Genomic DNA, 15,827 nt, shown 5'->3' on the forward strand with positions numbered 1-15,827 from the left:
GTATGAGAATCATCGTGCGCTTGCTGATCAACGCTCTTGCTTTGTGGCTGACTACGGTGGTTGTTGCCGGGGTCGAGATCATTCCTTTTGCTCCGGGCGGAACGGTTGAGGTCATTGTGACCTTCCTGCTGGTCGCTGCCGTCTTCGGCATCGTGAATGGGGTGCTCGGCAACCTGATCCGCATTGTCGCTTTCCCGCTGTACGTTCTGACGCTGGGCCTGCTTGCTCTCGTGGTGAATGGTCTGCTGCTGTTGCTCACGAGCTGGATCTCGGGCCTCTTCGGTTTCGGTCTCGTTGTTGACGGATTCTGGTGGGGAGTGCTTGGCGCCCTCGTCTTGGGTCTCATCAGCTGGTTCATCGGCATCCTTGTTCGGCCCGTCGTAGGCCGCAAGCGCTAAGGCTGCACCCGCTCGTACTCGTAACTAGTGACGGTGGTTACAGCATCCTTGTGAACGGTCGGCGTTAGATTCGACACAGTGTCGCGAAGAAATTCACTGTCTGTGCCGTCCAGGAGGCGCGCTGTTTCTCGATACTCGTCGAGCTGATGGGCTGGCGCCATAACACCGTCGGGTAGCGGACGGCCAGCAAAGACCTCTCGCTCCACGATCACCGCGTGCTGATTTCCTTGAATCCCCCCAGCAGCCGGAACGATGTCATCGCTGTGTTCGAAGAGGAGCGTGGGAACCGTTGGTGGGATCTTAATTTGACCCGTGTTGCCTCCGAACCCGACTAAACCGGTGACGTTGTAGTCTTCCGATTCTGCGAGCCGCGCGGCGATCGCTGCCCCCTGAGAATGCCCGGTCAAAGCAACCGCGCTTTCGGCGGTAATACCCGCTTCTGCCATCGCTGCAACCACAGCGCTATACGCCGCTGCTTCCTGATCTGCAGCAAGGCTGAGATTGCTCGTGCCATCGAACGGTTGCTCGGAGTCAGAAAAAGCGAAATCAACGGTTCCGGAAACGTACACCTCGAATGAGTCGTCCTCTCCGGGAAATGATGTCTTTTCTATTCGGATCTGAAACGGCAAATCTGGGGTCGGTTGGGCAATTCGGTTGGCGCGTTCCTCGACAGAATGAGCAGGCTCCACGCGAGTTGTGTCGCTCTTACTGACCAGTTGCACCGGCGTTTCTTTCAGCACCCCGGCGACACCTCCTAGCCGCTGGATCGCCCCGGCTGCGGTGGGAAGCCCCAGAACACCCGCGGCGCTCAAGACACTCACTAGTGATGGCGGTAACCCTGCGGCTCCCGCCAAGAACTCATCGGCATTCATCACACCGAAGCGAACGGCGAGCACATACGCCGGATCGCTAATGAGTTCATTGAGTTCAGCAGTGAACTTTTCGCTGACGAACACTTCTGCTGGATTGCGGCCCGTGACGAGAGCTGCTGCTGTGATCCCCAATAGAATCGGCACCGCTGTCACCGACAAAGCCAACACTGCGGCATGCGTCGGGAACAAAAAACCGAGCCACGCCGCGGCATCGGCCATGATCTTGCGGGAGACTCCCTCGGCGAAGGCTTCGGCCAACCCGTAGCTGTCGGCAGCGAATCGCACGAGATTACTCAGGTGCTCGGCACGATGAGCGACTCTCTGAAGGTCAGAGAAAGCGAAGTCGAGATCATCCTCGGCGCGGGCGGCAGCGGTGGGGATGCCGAGCGTCTCCAATTGGCTAATGGTGAGCCGGGCATCCACCATCTGAATGGCACCAGCGATGTCCCGCGTCATTTCGGCCGTGCGCTGGAGTGCGCCGACAGCAACGAGCATTTCCTCCGTAGATACCGAAACACTGCCACCACCGGAGATGATGAGTTCATCCGACATAGGAGCCCATCTGCTGAAGCGCCAACATCGTTCGATGTTCTGCCGTCTCGACCAAGGTTCGTGCTTGCGCTAGGTCGCGGTGCAGCTCAAGCACCCCGGCATCGAACAGCTCTTGGGCCGGGCCGCGCCAGTCGATGCCTGCGCGGGGGAGTAGCTCCCGCACAGAGCTGAGCCGTTCAATAATCATGCGGAGCTGTTGGGCTTGAAATTCAAGTGCGCCGCGGGCAGTCGCATCCAGAGGTGTATTCACTGATCGCCTTTCGATGTCACAACTCTCGCCAAACACCGCCCCACGCACTGGTTGCCAGCACGCATCGGGGAAGGAAATCCCTGAGCCAGCGATGTTGAGGAGTTGAAACTGCGACAGAATGAACCATGACCTTCGAGCGAGCACTCTCCGACTCGACCGCCTTCAGGGTCTGTTTCGTGTGCACCGGCAACATCTGTCGGTCGCCCATGGCCGAAACCGTGTTCCGAGAACTCGTTGCTGAAGCTGGGCTCCAGGACCGCATCGCGGTGACCTCAGCGGGCACCGGCGACTGGCACGTAGGCGAAGCAGCCGACGACCGCACCATTAGTGCCCTTGCAGCACGCGGCTACAATGGTTCTGGGCATCGCGCCCGCCAGTTCGACCCCGAATGGTTCGACAAGTTCGACCTCATTGTCGCGTTCGATCGAGGACAAGAACGCATCCTGCGCACGTGGGCCCCCAACGATCAAGACCGATCGAAGGTGCAACCCATGTTGAGTTTCGACAGCGAACTCGCTCCTCTTATCGACGTGCCAGACCCCTACTATTCGGACGCCGCACTTTTTGATCATGTCCTCGGCATGATCGAGAAAGCGTGCGGCTCACTATTTCGTCAAATCACACCAGGCATCACTGCACCAACCGCCAACAACTAGGGAGCCCCATGAGCCCGTTGCCCGTTCAACCACTGAGCCCCCTCGATGGTCGCTACCGTCCCGCCGTTTCGGCTCTGGGCGAGCACCTCTCCGAGGCAGGCCTCAACCGGGCCCGCGTGCACGTTGAAGTCGAATGGCTGATTTTTCTCACGAGCAAGAGCCTGTTTGGTTCGAGCCCGATGAGCGCCGATCAGGTCACCGCCCTCCGCGCCTTCGCTACTGATTTTGGCCAAGAGCAGATCGATGAACTCGCTCGCCTCGAAGCCACCACTCGCCACGACGTCAAGGCCGTGGAGTACCTCGTGCGCGCCAAGCTCGACGAGCTCGGTCTCACCGCGATCGCTGAACTCACTCACTTCGCCGCCACGAGCGAAGACATCAACAACCTCTCCTACGCGCTCACCATTTCGGATGCCGTACGCGAAGTCTGGCTGCCCAAGTTCCGTACCGTGCTGGCTGCCCTTCGCGCGCAGTCCGAGCTCATGCGCGACAACGCGATGCTCGCTCACACCCACGGTCAGCCGGCGACGCCGACCACCATGGGTAAGGAATTCGCGGTCTTCGTATACCGTCTCGACCGCATCCTGACTCGCATTGAGGGCATCAGCTACCTCGGCAAGTTCAGCGGTGCAACTGGCACGTTCGCCGCTCACCTCGCTGCAGACCCCGAACAGAACTGGCCAGCCCTCTCGAAGGAGTTCGTGGAGTCCCTCGGGCTCGACTGGAACCCGCTGACCACGCAAATCGAATCGCACGACTGGCAAGTGGAGCTGTACCAGGCCACGAGTCACGCCAACCGCGTGCTGCACAACCTCTGCACCGACGTGTGGTCGTACATTTCAATGGGCTACTTCCGCCAGATTCCGCAGGCGGGCGCAACGGGTTCGTCGACAATGCCGCACAAAATCAACCCGATCCGCTTCGAGAACGCTGAGGCCAACCTTGAGCTCTCGAGCGCTCTTCTGGAGTCGCTCGCTCAGACTCTCGTGACCTCACGACTCCAGCGCGACCTCACCGACTCCACGACGCAACGCAACGTGGGTGTCGCCTACGGTCACTCGCTGCTCGCTCTCGACAACATCGAGCGCGGCCTCAAGGAGATCGCCCTCAACCCTGATGCTCTCGACGCTGATCTCGACAGCAACTGGGAGATCCTCGGCGAGGCCATCCAGACCGTCATTCGCGCCGAGGTCACCGCGGGCCGCAGCACCATCAGCGACCCCTACGCCATCCTCAAGGAACTCACGCGCGGCAAGCGCATCAACTCTGTCGACCTCACCGAGTTCATCTCAGGGCTCGACATTGGTGCGGATGCCAAAGCACGTTTGCAGGCGCTGACCCCCGCCACCTATGTCGGCCTTGCCAGCTCGCTCGTCGACTACCTCGGCGACACCAAGTAGTTCACGCTCTGTTCGACCGGTGCGATTGGGCCATATTATTCAGGCGGTGGATGCCCTACAGCTCATCGGGCGCCTCTGAAAAGTACGGACCAAAGTCACTCAATCGGTACTGCACGCCCTTGAACGTGCAGCGGTTGTAACCGTCGCCCCTGCGCATGCCAAGCCCGTACGGTCTCCACGCGAGAACCGCCTCAATTGCTAAAAGCACTGTCGGATCACGGTCTTTCGCAGAATCAAAGTAGACCGGGCTCAGGCCCATCTTGAGTTGCCCTATCGGGCTGGTTCCGAAAGCTCCAAGCTGAATGTTGTACCAAGGGTCAGATTTGTCGAGCTCCTGCTCGACCCGGTATTCGTAAGGAATCTCCACTCCGTTGACCGTTATCGCGGCAATACTCACCAAACCCTGCTCTATGTCGCCTACATGGCGCCAGGTGGTTCCCCTATCAGGGTCCGTCATCCTCGTATCTGACTCGCTCAGCTGAAACATCAGCGCCCCTCATCGTCAAAGTACGAACCAAAGTCACTCAATCGGTACTGCACGCCCTTGAACGTGCAGCGGTTGTAACCGTCGCCGCGACGCACGCCTAGCCCCTGTGGCCGCCACGCGAGAACCGCTTCAATCGCAAGAAGAACTACCGGATCACGATCTTGCGCAGAATCAAAGTAGACCGGGCTGAGACCCATCTCGAGCTGACCTATCGGACTAGTGCCGAAAGCTCCAAGCTGAATGTTGTACCAAGGGTCAGATTTGTCGAGCTCCTGCTCGACCCGGTATTCGTAAGGAATCTCCACTCCGTTGACCGTTATCGCGGCAATACTCACCAAACCCTGCTCTATGTCGCCTACATGGCGCCAGGTGGTTCCCCTATCAGGGTCCGTCATCCTCGTATCTGACTCGCTCAGCTGAAACATCAGCGCCCCTCATCGTCAAAATACGGACCAAAGTCACTCAATCGGTACTGCACGCCTTTGAACGTGCAGCGGTTATAACCGTCGCCCCTGCGCATGCCAGCTCCATGGGGCTCCCAAGCGAGAACCGCTTCAATCGCAAGAAGAACTACCGGATCACGATCTTGCGCAGAATCAAAGTAGACCGGGCTGAGACCCATCTCGAGCTGACCTATTGGACTAGTGCCGAAAGCTCCGATTTCTATATCGAACCAAGAACCGGACTCCGTTCGCTTCTCTCGCACGGAGTACTCATAGGGAATCTCTAACCCATTGACGGTGATTGCAACGATTATCACTAAGCCTTGCTCTATCCGTCCGACAACCCGCCAACTGAGCCCCCGCTCGGAGTCTGTCATTTCCGTCGATGAACCGTTCGTTTGAAACATCGGAACCCCTTATCGTCGTTGCAGGCGATGAATACTCACGACATTACCTGCAGGGGTGCGGCCCGCTGGGACGGGACGGCCGCCGGGGCTAACGGTGTCGTCGTGAGGCAGCGCTAGTAGTACACAGCGAGGGCACCGTTAGGGCCGTCGATGACCTGCACAGGGGTATCGAAGATCCGGGTGAGCACGGAGTCGGTCAGTATCTCAGCGGGCGTTCCGAATTCGGTGACTTGGCCATCCTTGACGGCGCAAATGTGGTCGGCGTAGTGCCCGGCAAAGTTGATGTCGTGAAGCACGATGATGATGGTGCGGCCAAGTTCTTGAGCGGCGCGCTTCAGATGACGCATCATCTGCACCGAATGCTTCATGTCGAGGTTGTTGAGGGGCTCATCCAGAAGCACGTATTCGGTGTCTTGCGCGAGCACCATGGCAACGTAGGCGCGTTGGCGCTGTCCGCCTGAGAGCTCGTCAAGATAGCGGTCTTGCAGGCCTTCAAGATTCAGAAAGGTGATGGAGTTGTTGATCGCCACCTCATCCGCTTCGGTCAGTCGACCTTGCGAATACGGGAAGCGGCTGAACCCCACGAGCTGACGCACCGTGAGGCGAGCGATGAAATGGTTCTCTTGCCGCAGGATCGCGATGATCTTGGCGAGGTCTTTCGACTTGGTCTTCGCGACGTCGTAGCCTGCGACTTCGATGTGGCCAGAGTCGATCCCGAGCAAGCGACCGATCATGGTCAGCAGCGTGGATTTGCCCGCACCGTTCGGGCCCACCAGCGCGGTAATACCTCCCTCGGGAATGGTGAGGTCGACGGGCCCGATGGTCACGTCGTGACCATAGCTTTTGCCCACATTGCTCAGGGTGATCACAGTCGTCCCTTTCTCAGAATGACGATGAGGAAGACGGTTCCTCCGACAAGTTCAACGATGATCGAGACCACTCCTTGCGCGTAGAACAGGTTCTTCATCACGAAGTACGCTCCGCCCAGCACTACAAACCCGGCCAATACCGCGATCGGGAAGATGTGGCGATGGTCGTAGGTATCCGCGAATTGGTAGGCGAGCGTGGCGACCAAGAACCCGAAGAAGGTCATCGGGCCGACGAGCGACGTCGAGACCGCCATCAGAATCGATACGAAGAACAGCACGCGCATGATCTCGAAGCGGTAGCTGATTCCTAGATTCGTGGCGGTGTCTGAACCCAGCGCAATGATGTTGAGGCGCCGGCCCTGCGAGAGCAGCACGGTGCCGGCCACCAGGCAGAGCACGAGCGAGATAGGCAGGTAGCTGGCATCCGCATTGGAGATGGAGCCGAACAGTCGGGCCGTCAGGATGTCGAACTCACTGGGCGTGAGCAGGCGCTGCATGAACGTCGACACTGCTCCCAGCCCGCCCCCGATGATGATGCCCACGAGCAGCATGATCTGCAGATTGCCGTACTTTCCAGAAAGCAACCAGCCGTACAGCAGCAGCGAGAGCCCGACCATCAGGGCGATCTGAAGCAAGAACTGGGGGAGGCCCTGCAGGGCGACGATGCCGCTGATGCCCAAGAAGTACACCGCAGAGGTTTGAACGGCCACGTACAGCGACTCGAAACCCATGATGGATGGCGTGAGAATCCGGTTATTTGTCACCGTCTGAAAACTCACGGTTGCAATCGCCTGACAGAAAGCCACGACGGCAATCACGATCACGTTGGTGGCGCGCAGCTCTGCGATTAGCCAGAACCCTTCGGTGCCCACCGGCATCGGGTTGTTCCAGGCGAGCAGGCCGAACCCGATCGCCACAGCGAGCACACTCAGGATGCTGAGCAGCGTCCAGTAGCGGCGTCGCGCCCGCACCGTGGGGAACGGCCCCGTCACGCCGGGCGTCCCGACGCTAACAGTCGCTTTCTCCCGCGCATCCACGGGGCTATGCACGACGGCGCTGCTTCAACAGGAGAGCAATGAAGACGATCGCGCCCACGACACCCAAGATGAGCGACACCGGAACTTCGAACGGCATGATGATTGTGCGGCCGACGATGTCGCACACCGTCACGATCGCGATGCCCAGCAGGCAGACCCAGGGCAGGTTGCTGCGCAGGTCGTCGCCACGGAACATCGACACGATGTTGGGCACGATCAGGCCGAGGAACGGCAGATTGCCCACGACAACTGTCACGACTCCGGTCGCGACGGCGATGAGCGCTGTGCCGATCAGCAGGATCTGGTTGTAGTTCACGCCGACGTTCGTCGCTACGTCTTGGCCGAGCCCCGCAACGGTGAGTCGGTCAGCGAACAGGAAAATGACGACGACGACGAGCGCAACGATCCAGAGCAGTTCGTATTGCCCGCGCATCACTGAGGTGAAGCTACCGGCGAACCACACGGAAAGGCTCTGAAGCATGTCCGTCGAGAGAGCGATGTAGGTGGAGATGGCGCCGACCACCGAGCCGAGCATGATGCCGACGATCGGCACGATCAGCGAGGAACGCAGGGTTACGCGGCGCAAGAAGAGGAAGAAGATTCCGGTGCCGATGAACGCGGCTACGACCGCACCGCTCATACGGGCGAGGATGCTGGCTCCCGGAAAGAGGATCATGACGGTGAGCAGTCCAAGACCTGCCCACTCGGTGGTGCCCGTCGTCGTCGGTTCCACGAACCGGTTCTGCGTCAGTAGCTGCATGACGAGCCCGCTCATCGCCATTGCTGCGCCCGCGAGCACCAAGGCGATCGTTCGGGGAACGCGCGTGATGCCGAACATTCTTTGGCCGTCATCCGCCCCAAAGATGTCATAGACACCCGTAAAGAGGGAGGCGATCAGCAGCAGAACAACACCCACCGTCGCGAGCAGGAGTTTCCAGTCGAAGAGGGTGGTCGTGGTGGCGGGCCGCCGTCGGGCCAGTGTTGACGTCATCCGTGAGTGAGGGTTTCTGATTGAAGGCCAGAACCGTTCGGTGCTGGAGCTCGCCGGGGGCAAGCTCCAGCACCGGACGGCGTGAGTAACGCTAGTTCTTGGCTTCTAGCGCGTCAGCGAGTGCGTTGAAGAACTCGGTGTACGTCTGGATGCCTTCGTTCGTGTACGTGTCAGCCGGCATGTACACGAGGTTGCTTTCCTGCACCGCGGTGACGCCCGAGAGCGCTTCGGAGTTCTCGAGAACTTCGCTGCCCTGCACGTAGGTGGGATCGTCGGCGAGAATCGCGGCGTCACGGTCCATGACCAGAATCCAGTCAGGGTTCGAGTCAGCGATTGCCTCTACTGAGATGTCGTCACCCTGGTGGTCTTCGCTGCTGTCATCGACATCCAGCGCGGCGGTGAAGTCGAAGATGTCGAAGAGCGGGCCGAGGGTGCGACCGACGCTCGGAGCCGAGTATCCGATCTCTCCACCCGAGGTGATTACGGCCATCACGGAGTCTTCGCCGTTGTAAGCCGCGTTCACGCGTTCGATCGCGGCGTCGAAGTCAGCGTTAATCTTTTCGGCCTCTGCCTGCTTGCCGAAGATCTCACCAAGAACGGTGGTCTGGCGCTTGAGCTCGGCGTCGAAGGGCTCACCCTCACGCGGGTCGAGTTCAACGATCACGGCATCGGGCACGAGCTTGGCGAAGTCGTCGTGGTACTGCGCAAAGCGCTGCCCATTGATGATCACGTCGGGCTGTGCCGCAACGACTGCCTCGAGGTCGGGCTCACCGTGGTTGCCGAGGTCAATGATCGAGTCGTCTTGCGTGTACGAAATCGTGCTGGGCATCAGCGCTACCGCGGCGGCGCTGAGTTCGATACCCCAGGAGGCGAGCGTCTCGAACGTGCGGTTGTCGGTGGCGACTACCGAGGTGAACGGCGTCGCCAGCGTCTGGCTGCCGTTGTTGTCCTCGAACTGAACGGATGCTTCTGCTCCGTCTGAATCTGCAGCTTCAGGCGTCGCGGTGCTGCAGGCAGCAAGCGCGAGAGCCAGTACTCCAACGAGTACTCCGTGCCGGGTTCGTGAAAAGTTCATGATGTCCTTAGTTATTTCGGATGACCGAAAGCGGTCGGGCGTAAAAACGCAACACCCGCTGCAGCGAGTGTTGCTTAGGTAAGCCTAACCTTAATAAAGACTGGGAGTCAAAGGAGCTTCAGTCAGCAGCCGCATCAATTTGCGGGCGCGCCAATGACATCAATCGGGGCCTGAGTCAGCCGTTTCAGTCCGGTGAGCGACTACCGCCGCGCGTCAGAGCAGACTAGTGCGAGGCGTCGCGGTCCTGCTCATCCATGTCAAGAAGTTCGTCCTTGTCTGGACGCACGGCGAGCACGAGCATCGCGATAACAATAAGCGAGACGATGAAGGCAACCCCGGCAAAGATCAGGGCAAGCATCAATTCACGCGTCGACATGAAAACGACGAGACCGGCGAACAGCCCGAAAATTGCGGAAAGACCGAGCATTTCGGCTGGGCGCGTGCGATCACGCTTGTCTGGGGAGGCCACTATTCTTCTTTCTCTTGCACGACTGCGGTAACAACATCATGATCGGTTCTGCTCCACTTGAGCGAGAGTGCCGCAATCACGAGGTACACCCCAAGAATGGCCCAATAAGCTCCGAGAAGACCGACCACCACAATGGATGCCGTGAGCTCACGGTCGATTCCGTCGGGGCCGGTATAGGGCTGGCTGAATCCTGGCGGTACAAGCAACACGACGAGCGCGAGCAGCGCGGTGAGGCTGCCGACGAAGACCCAGTCACGGGATGAGGCATCGCGGCCGCGGCTGCGGAGCCCGAGGTAGAGCTCAAGGAAGCCGGTGATGGCGGCGAACGCAGTTAGCAAGAAGACGAAGTAGGCCTGACCTCCGCCGGTCGCAACAAACGCGGCGACGGCGGTGGCGAGCGTAACAACGCCCTGCGTGATCGTAAAGGATCGGGCGATTCCCCGGTGCGGCGACATGATGCTCGCGGTCAGAAGCACGGCGCCGACGATGAGCGTGAAGCTGGCGAGGGTAACAAGACCGAGGCGCGACGAATGGTCGGCCGAGAAGGTAATCACAATCGCCAAGGCGATGGCGGGAATAGCGCGGGCTAGCGGCACGTACCACGCAGTGGATGCCGGCAGCGGCTCAGCGTGAGCACTAGTCAAGCGATCGCCTTCTTTCTCAACAAGCGGATGCTTCTAGTGTAGGCCGCTTGTGGCTTTCCCCTGTCGGCGGAGGCCCGACAGACTCGCCTACGATCCTGGCGGTAGATCGACGAAGCGCGAGAAGTGACCGTGGAATCCCACGGTGACGGTGCGAGTCGGTCCGTTACGGTGCTTGGCAATGATCAGGTCGGCCTCACCGGCGCGGGGGCTGTCTGCTTCGTACGCGCTTTCGCGGTGCAGCAGAATCACCATGTCGGCGTCTTGCTCGAGCGATCCCGATTCACGAAGGTCCGAAAGGGCCGGCTTCTTGTCTGCGCGCTGTTCAGGTCCACGGTTCAGCTGGGAGATAGCAATGACGGGAACTTCAAGCTCTTTGGCAAGCAGCTTGAGTGCACGCGAGAACTCACTGACCTCTTGCTGACGCGATTCAACTTTCTTACCGCTCGTCATGAGCTGCAGGTAGTCGATGATGACCATGCGCAGGCCGACCTTCTGCTTGAGTCGGCGGCACTTGGCGCGAATCTCAACGAGAGTCATGTTGGGGCTGTCATCGATATATAGCGGAGCATCATTGATGCGACCACGCGTCTGAGCGATCGTGGTCCAGTCGTTGGCGTGCACCGAACCCTTACGCATGTGCTGCAACGGAACGCTGGCTTCTGCCGAAAGCAGTCGCATAGCGATTTCGCTTCGACCCATTTCTAGCGAGAACACAATCGACGGCAGATCATGGTGGATGGATGCTGCGCGAGCGAAGTCCAAACCAAGAGTCGACTTACCAATAGCTGGTCGCGCGGCCAAAATGATGAGCTGCCCGGGGTGTAGTCCGTTGGTGAGTTCATCGAGCTCAGCGAATCCGGTGGGAACACCGATCATCTGGCCGTCGCGGCCGCGAGCTGCTTCGATTTCATCAATCGCGCTCTCGACGGCCGTCGTGAGGGGTACGTAGTCTTCGGTTTCGACTCCACCGGTCACGGAGTAGATCTCGGCCTGTGCGTTGTTCACGAGGTCGAGCACTTCGCCCTCACTGGCATAACCCATTTGGACGATGCGGGTACCCGCTTCAACGAGGCGGCGAAGAACCGCTTTCTCGGTGACGATGGTGGCGTAGAAGCCAGCGTTGGCTGCAGTGGGAACAAGACCGGTGAGCGTGTGGAGGTATTCGACTCCACCGGCTCGGGAGAGTTCACCCGTTTTCGTTAGCTCATCGGTGACGGCGATAACGTCGGTGGGTTCTCCGTGCGAGTACAGGGTGAGCACTGCGTTGAAGATGGTTTCGTGCTTCGGAACGTAGAAGTCGACACCACGCACGGTTTCGATGACGTCGGCAACGGCATCCTTGCTCAGAAGCATTCCGCCGATGGCGCTCTGTTCTGCAAGAAGGTCGTGTGGAGGTACGCGGTCGCCACGTGAGCTGCCTCGCGATTCGCCGGACTGGCGTTCGTCGCCCGAGAGGCCTAGGTGCGCGATCGACATGGTTTTCCTCCTAGTGGGGTAACTCCATTTATACGAGTAACCCCTGACACTCGGGCAGGCTCCACACTGGGACCCGCTCCAAGGCTGCTTTACCCTACGAAGCAGAATCAACTACCCACAACTGGGGATGTGTATAAACCTGTGCACAACTCGGACGAAACGCCGGGCGCCGTGTGAACAACCTGTGGAAACAACTGTGGAAACAACGGGGGATAAAGCGAATTAGCGGGTCCTGACCTGCACTTTTAGTTTTCACACACGATGTGTAAAAACATGCCTAAAGTGGAGATTGAGGGTTCCGTATTTTTCGTAATCCTGTGCACAAAAGGCTTGACAACGGCCCTTAAAACACAAGGACGACGAGCCGATTGGCCCGCCGTCCTTGTTGTAAAGCAGTTACTTGCTAGCAACCACCTGAAGAGTGATCGTCGCAACGATGTCGTCACGCAGACGGATCGTAGCTTCGTGGTCACCAACAGTCTTGATTGCCGACGAGATCTCGATCTTGCGCTTGTCGATGTCGCCAAGTCCTGCAGCGGCAACAGCGTCAGCCACGTGAGCGGGCTTGACTGAACCGAACAGACGGCCTTCGCGACCAGCGGTAACGCTGAGCTTCACCTTGGTTGCCTGAAGGCGAGCCTTCAGGTCCTGAGCTTCTTCGAGAGTGGCGTGCTCGCGCGATGCGCGTGCTGCCTTGATGGACTCGACCTGCTTTTCGCCACCGCGAGTCCACGCCACGGCAAAGCCCTGGGGGATGAGGTAGTTACGAGCGAAGCCGTTCTTTACGTCTACAACGTCGCCAGGCGCGCCGAGACCAGTCACTTCGTGAGTGAGGATGAGCTTTGACATGTCGGTGGCTCCTTAACGGCCCGCGCCGGCGTAAGGCAGCAGTGCCATCTCACGGGCGTTCTTGACGGCCGTGGCGATGAGACGCTGCTCCTGAACGGAAACACCGGTGATACGACGAGCGCGGATCTTTCCACGCTCGGAGATGAACTTGCGAAGCGTAGCGACATCCTTGTAGTCGATAACGCCTACGCGGATCGACTTGGCTGGTGCGGCGTTCTTGCCGTCCTTGCCTTTGCGGATGGGCTTGCGGCGGTCGCCGCTGCTCTTTCCTGCCATGAGTGTTACTTCTTTCTGTAAATAAGACTGATCGTCGAGTGCCTAGAAAGGCGTCTCGTCGGAGTAGTTACCAGGGGTGTTCCATACATCGCCGGATGAGGCTGCGGGAGCGCTAGCTGCCCACGGCTCTTCCTTTGCCTGGCCGCCGCCGCCGTTGTTCTGCTGGACTCCACGAGGGGCCGAGCTGTCACGGGGGGCGCGGGTGATCTGCGTCGTTGCATAACGGAGGCTGGGACCGATTTCGTCGATCTCCAGTTCCATGCTCGTGCGCTTTTCGCCCTCTTTGGTTTCGTAGGAACGCTGACGAAGACGACCCTGCGCAACAACGCGGGTTCCCTTGGTCAGTGAGCTGGCAACATGCTCGGCGAATTCACGCCAGCAGGAAGCGCGGAGGAAAAGTGCTTCTCCGTCTTTCCACTCGTTGGATGCTCGATCGAAGGTGCGCGGCGTAGAGGCAATGGTGAAGTTAGCTACGGCAAGTCCGCCCTGCGTGTAACGCAGTTCGGGGTCTGCCGTGAGGTTCCCCACGACCGTAATGACTGTTTCGCCGGCCACGGTTACTTAGCTTCCGCTTCAGCCTTGGCTTCGTCAGCAGGAGCAGCAGGAGCGGCAGGTGCCGGAGCAGCCTTAGCTTCGTCAGCAGGAGCCTTGGTTGCGGCTGCAGGAGTCTTTGCTGGAGCAGCAGCCTTGCGGGCGGCCTTCTCTTCAGCAACCTTCTTGGCAGCAGCTACCTGAGCGAACCCAGCTTCTGCACGCAGCACCTTGGTGCGCATGACAGCTTCGCTGAGTGAGAGTTGGCGGTCGAGCTCGTCTGTTGACTTGCTCTCTGCGGTGAAGTTGACGACGGCGTAGATGCCTTCGGTCTTCTTGTTGATCTCGTAGGCCAAACGACGGCGACCCCAAATATCGATGTTATCGATGGTGCCACCGTCATTGCGGATGACATTGAGGAACTTGTCGAGACTGGGAGCCACGGTGCGTTCGTCGATCTCTGGATCGAGGATGACCATGAGTTCGTACTGATGCGTCACAAACCCACCTCCTTCGGACTTAAACGGTTACAGACGGTCTGTAACAGGAGGGTGTTGACGTTCATCGAACTGCCTAAGGGCAGTCAGACAACCTGCCCAGTGTAGTTGCTTGGCGCCCCAATACTCAAGGCGAGAAGAAAAGCCGCTTTCGCTAGCGGGCGTCTACTGGCGCGCAGCCCACCAGGCTCGCAAACGCTCTTCTGCTTCCTCATCGCCGAGCGGTCCTTCATCAAGACGCAGGTCGAGCAAGAATTTGTACGCCTCGCCCACATCGCGACTGGGTTTGAGGCCCAGGATCGCCATGATCTGCTCTCCATCGAGATCGGGACGAACTGCAGCGACTCCCTCTGCCTCAGCGATAGCCGCAATGCGGTCTTCGAGATCGTCGTACGCAAATGACAGTCGGTCGGCCTTGCGCACATTGCGCGTGGTGACATCCGCCCGCGTAATGATGTGAAGACGCTCAAGTTGGTCACCGGCATCCCGAACGTAACGGCGCACGGCCGAATCAGTCCAGGCACCCTCGGTGTAGCCAAAGAACCGCAGATGCAATTCAATAAGGCGCGCCACCGAGGTGATGGTCTCCTTGTCAAAGCGCAGTGCGCGCAGACGCTTCGTCGCGAGCTTCGCACCCACAACATCGTGGTGGTGGAAAGTGACGACGCCACCGCGCTCGATCTTGCGGGTCGATGGCTTGCCAATGTCGTGCAGCAACGCGGCAAGACGCAGGATCAGGTCGGGGCCTTCAATGCCGGGGCGACTCTTCTCGAGATCGATCGCCTGACGCAACACGGTGAGGGAGTGTTCGTAGACGTCCTTGTGGTGAGCATGCTCATCCACTTCAAGCTTCAAGGCGGGGACCTCAGGCAGCACCTGGTCGGCGAGACCTGTTTCGACCATGAGGCGGATGCCCGGCACCGGGTCATCCGTCTTCAACAGTTTTGTCAGCTCATCGCTCACCCGCTCAACGCTCACGATGTCGAGGCGCGGAGCGAGCTGCTTCATCGCCTCGACGGTCGCGGGGGAGACCGTGAAACCTAGCTGGGACGTAAAGCGGGCGGCACGCATCATCCGCAGCGGGTCATCACCAAATGAAACCTCGGGGGAGCCAGGAGTGGTCAGCGTCTTGCTGAGCAGATGTTCGACACCACCCCACGGGTCAACGAGCACGCGCTCAGGCAGCCGAAGGGCCATCGCGTTGACGCTGAAGTCGCGACGCTCCAGATCTTTCTCGAGCGAATCACCGAACGCGACAACGGGCTTGCGAGTTGCACCGTCATAACTATCGGCACGGTACGTCGTGATTTCAACCGTCTCACCGTCGATGCGGGCAGCGATCGTGCCAAAGTCCCGACCGATATCCCACTGGGCCTCGGAAATCGGCTTCACCATGCGCATGATGTCGTCAGGGGTGGCATTGGTCGCAAAATCGAGGTCCGTGACCTTGCGACCCAAGAACGCATCCCGCACCGGACCACCCACAAGGGCGAGTTCGAATCCTTCGGCAGCGAAGCGCGCCGATAAGGTGGCTACGGGTTTAGAGTCGGCAAGCTGTCCGAGACTCTCGATCGCGTGGGCAACACTCTCCATGATGCGACTAGTTTCGCACGAGCGCCGAGTGCAATTTGTCCCCAACCGCGCAAAG

The 15,827-nt window shown here is 59.4% G+C and carries 19 protein-coding genes and 1 pseudogene; 3 read left to right on the forward strand and 17 right to left on the reverse strand.

Annotated features, from left to right (window positions below; translation table 11 throughout):
* Positions 1 to 2: 2 nt before the first annotated feature.
* Positions 3 to 398: a phage holin family protein gene (locus I6E81_RS08305; protein ID WP_197106851.1), complete on the forward strand. Its 396-nt coding sequence runs from the start codon at positions 3 to 5 to the stop codon at positions 396 to 398.
* Here the strand turns inward: I6E81_RS08305 and I6E81_RS08310 are convergent.
* Together I6E81_RS08310 and I6E81_RS08315 are read right to left on the reverse strand one after the other, a co-directional pair.
* Positions 395 to 1,822, reverse strand: a complete 1,428-nt coding sequence (locus I6E81_RS08310; protein ID WP_197106852.1) for a hypothetical protein — start codon at positions 1,820 to 1,822, stop codon at positions 395 to 397. The two genes, I6E81_RS08305 and I6E81_RS08310, sit on opposite strands and share 4 nt — an antisense overlap.
* Entirely contained in the window at positions 1,812 to 2,072 is a 261-nt protein-coding gene (locus I6E81_RS08315; RefSeq protein ID WP_197106853.1) for a hypothetical protein, read from the reverse strand. Before I6E81_RS08315 ends, I6E81_RS08310 begins: the two co-directional genes overlap by 11 nt.
* A 125-nt stretch (positions 2,073 to 2,197) precedes the next feature.
* Between I6E81_RS08315 and I6E81_RS08320 the strand changes: the two genes are divergently transcribed.
* Both I6E81_RS08320 and purB read left to right on the forward strand, forming a co-directional pair.
* The gene (locus I6E81_RS08320; protein WP_197106854.1) at positions 2,198 to 2,728 is read left to right on the forward strand and encodes a low molecular weight protein-tyrosine-phosphatase; all 531 of its coding nucleotides are present in this window, start codon (positions 2,198 to 2,200) and stop codon (positions 2,726 to 2,728) included.
* Positions 2,729 to 2,736: 8 nt separating this feature from the next.
* Positions 2,737 to 4,128: an adenylosuccinate lyase gene (gene purB / locus I6E81_RS08325; protein WP_197106855.1), complete on the forward strand. Its 1,392-nt coding sequence runs from the start codon at positions 2,737 to 2,739 to the stop codon at positions 4,126 to 4,128.
* Between the two features lie 55 nt (positions 4,129 to 4,183).
* Here purB and I6E81_RS08330 read toward each other — a convergent pair whose 3' ends face one another.
* From I6E81_RS08330 to I6E81_RS08400, 15 genes and pseudogenes are all read right to left on the reverse strand, one after another.
* Positions 4,184 to 4,525: a hypothetical protein gene (locus I6E81_RS08330; RefSeq protein WP_197106856.1), complete on the reverse strand. Its 342-nt coding sequence runs from the start codon at positions 4,523 to 4,525 to the stop codon at positions 4,184 to 4,186.
* A gap of 89 nt (positions 4,526 to 4,614) precedes the next feature.
* Positions 4,615 to 4,950: a hypothetical protein gene (locus I6E81_RS08335; protein WP_197106857.1), complete on the reverse strand. Its 336-nt coding sequence runs from the start codon at positions 4,948 to 4,950 to the stop codon at positions 4,615 to 4,617.
* Positions 4,951 to 5,039: 89 nt separating this feature from the next.
* Positions 5,040 to 5,465: a hypothetical protein gene (locus I6E81_RS08340; protein ID WP_197106858.1), complete on the reverse strand. Its 426-nt coding sequence runs from the start codon at positions 5,463 to 5,465 to the stop codon at positions 5,040 to 5,042.
* A gap of 113 nt (positions 5,466 to 5,578) precedes the next feature.
* Positions 5,579 to 6,334, reverse strand: a complete 756-nt coding sequence (locus tag I6E81_RS08345) for an ABC transporter ATP-binding protein (RefSeq protein WP_197106859.1) — start codon at positions 6,332 to 6,334, stop codon at positions 5,579 to 5,581.
* Positions 6,331 to 7,326, reverse strand: coding sequence for an iron chelate uptake ABC transporter family permease subunit (locus I6E81_RS08350; protein ID WP_197107219.1), 996 nt, complete (start codon positions 7,324 to 7,326; stop codon positions 6,331 to 6,333). Before I6E81_RS08350 ends, I6E81_RS08345 begins: the two co-directional genes overlap by 4 nt.
* A 49-nt stretch (positions 7,327 to 7,375) precedes the next feature.
* Entirely contained in the window at positions 7,376 to 8,362 is a 987-nt protein-coding gene (locus tag I6E81_RS08355; RefSeq protein WP_197106860.1) for an ABC transporter permease, read from the reverse strand.
* Positions 8,363 to 8,453: 91 nt separating this feature from the next.
* Complete coding sequence (locus I6E81_RS08360) at positions 8,454 to 9,437, reverse strand: siderophore ABC transporter substrate-binding protein (protein ID WP_197106861.1); 984 nt, start codon at positions 9,435 to 9,437, stop codon at positions 8,454 to 8,456.
* 223 nt (positions 9,438 to 9,660) lie between these two features.
* Positions 9,661 to 9,906 (reverse strand): hypothetical protein, encoded by a 246-nt coding sequence (locus I6E81_RS08365; protein ID WP_197106862.1) that lies wholly within the window; start codon positions 9,904 to 9,906, stop codon positions 9,661 to 9,663.
* Positions 9,906 to 10,550, reverse strand: coding sequence for a hypothetical protein (locus I6E81_RS08370; RefSeq protein WP_197106863.1), 645 nt, complete (start codon positions 10,548 to 10,550; stop codon positions 9,906 to 9,908). The genes I6E81_RS08365 and I6E81_RS08370 overlap by 1 nt, the downstream gene beginning before the upstream one ends.
* Before the next feature lie 87 nt (positions 10,551 to 10,637).
* Positions 10,638 to 12,026, reverse strand: coding sequence for a replicative DNA helicase (gene dnaB / locus I6E81_RS08375; RefSeq protein WP_197106864.1), 1,389 nt, complete (start codon positions 12,024 to 12,026; stop codon positions 10,638 to 10,640).
* Between the two features lie 396 nt (positions 12,027 to 12,422).
* Complete coding sequence (gene rplI / locus I6E81_RS08380) at positions 12,423 to 12,875, reverse strand: 50S ribosomal protein L9 (protein ID WP_197106865.1); 453 nt, start codon at positions 12,873 to 12,875, stop codon at positions 12,423 to 12,425.
* 12 nt (positions 12,876 to 12,887) lie between these two features.
* Entirely contained in the window at positions 12,888 to 13,151 is a 264-nt protein-coding gene (gene rpsR / locus I6E81_RS08385) for a 30S ribosomal protein S18 (RefSeq protein ID WP_009773575.1), read from the reverse strand.
* A gap of 42 nt (positions 13,152 to 13,193) precedes the next feature.
* The gene (locus I6E81_RS08390) at positions 13,194 to 13,706 is read right to left on the reverse strand and encodes a single-stranded DNA-binding protein (protein WP_197106866.1); all 513 of its coding nucleotides are present in this window, start codon (positions 13,704 to 13,706) and stop codon (positions 13,194 to 13,196) included.
* Positions 13,707 to 13,819: 113 nt separating this feature from the next.
* Positions 13,820 to 14,182, reverse strand: a pseudogene (rpsF, locus tag I6E81_RS08395) (30S ribosomal protein S6); the annotation flags it as partial.
* Positions 14,183 to 14,344: 162 nt separating this feature from the next.
* A complete protein-coding gene (locus I6E81_RS08400; protein ID WP_197106868.1) occupies positions 14,345 to 15,772 on the reverse strand; it encodes a CCA tRNA nucleotidyltransferase in 1,428 nt (475 codons plus the stop codon).
* Positions 15,773 to 15,827 lie beyond the last annotated feature (55 nt).

The sequence above is a fragment of the Salinibacterium sp. NG22 genome (assembly GCF_015864925.1).
In the GTDB taxonomy this organism is placed as follows: Bacteria; Actinomycetota; Actinomycetes; order Actinomycetales; family Microbacteriaceae; genus Rhodoglobus.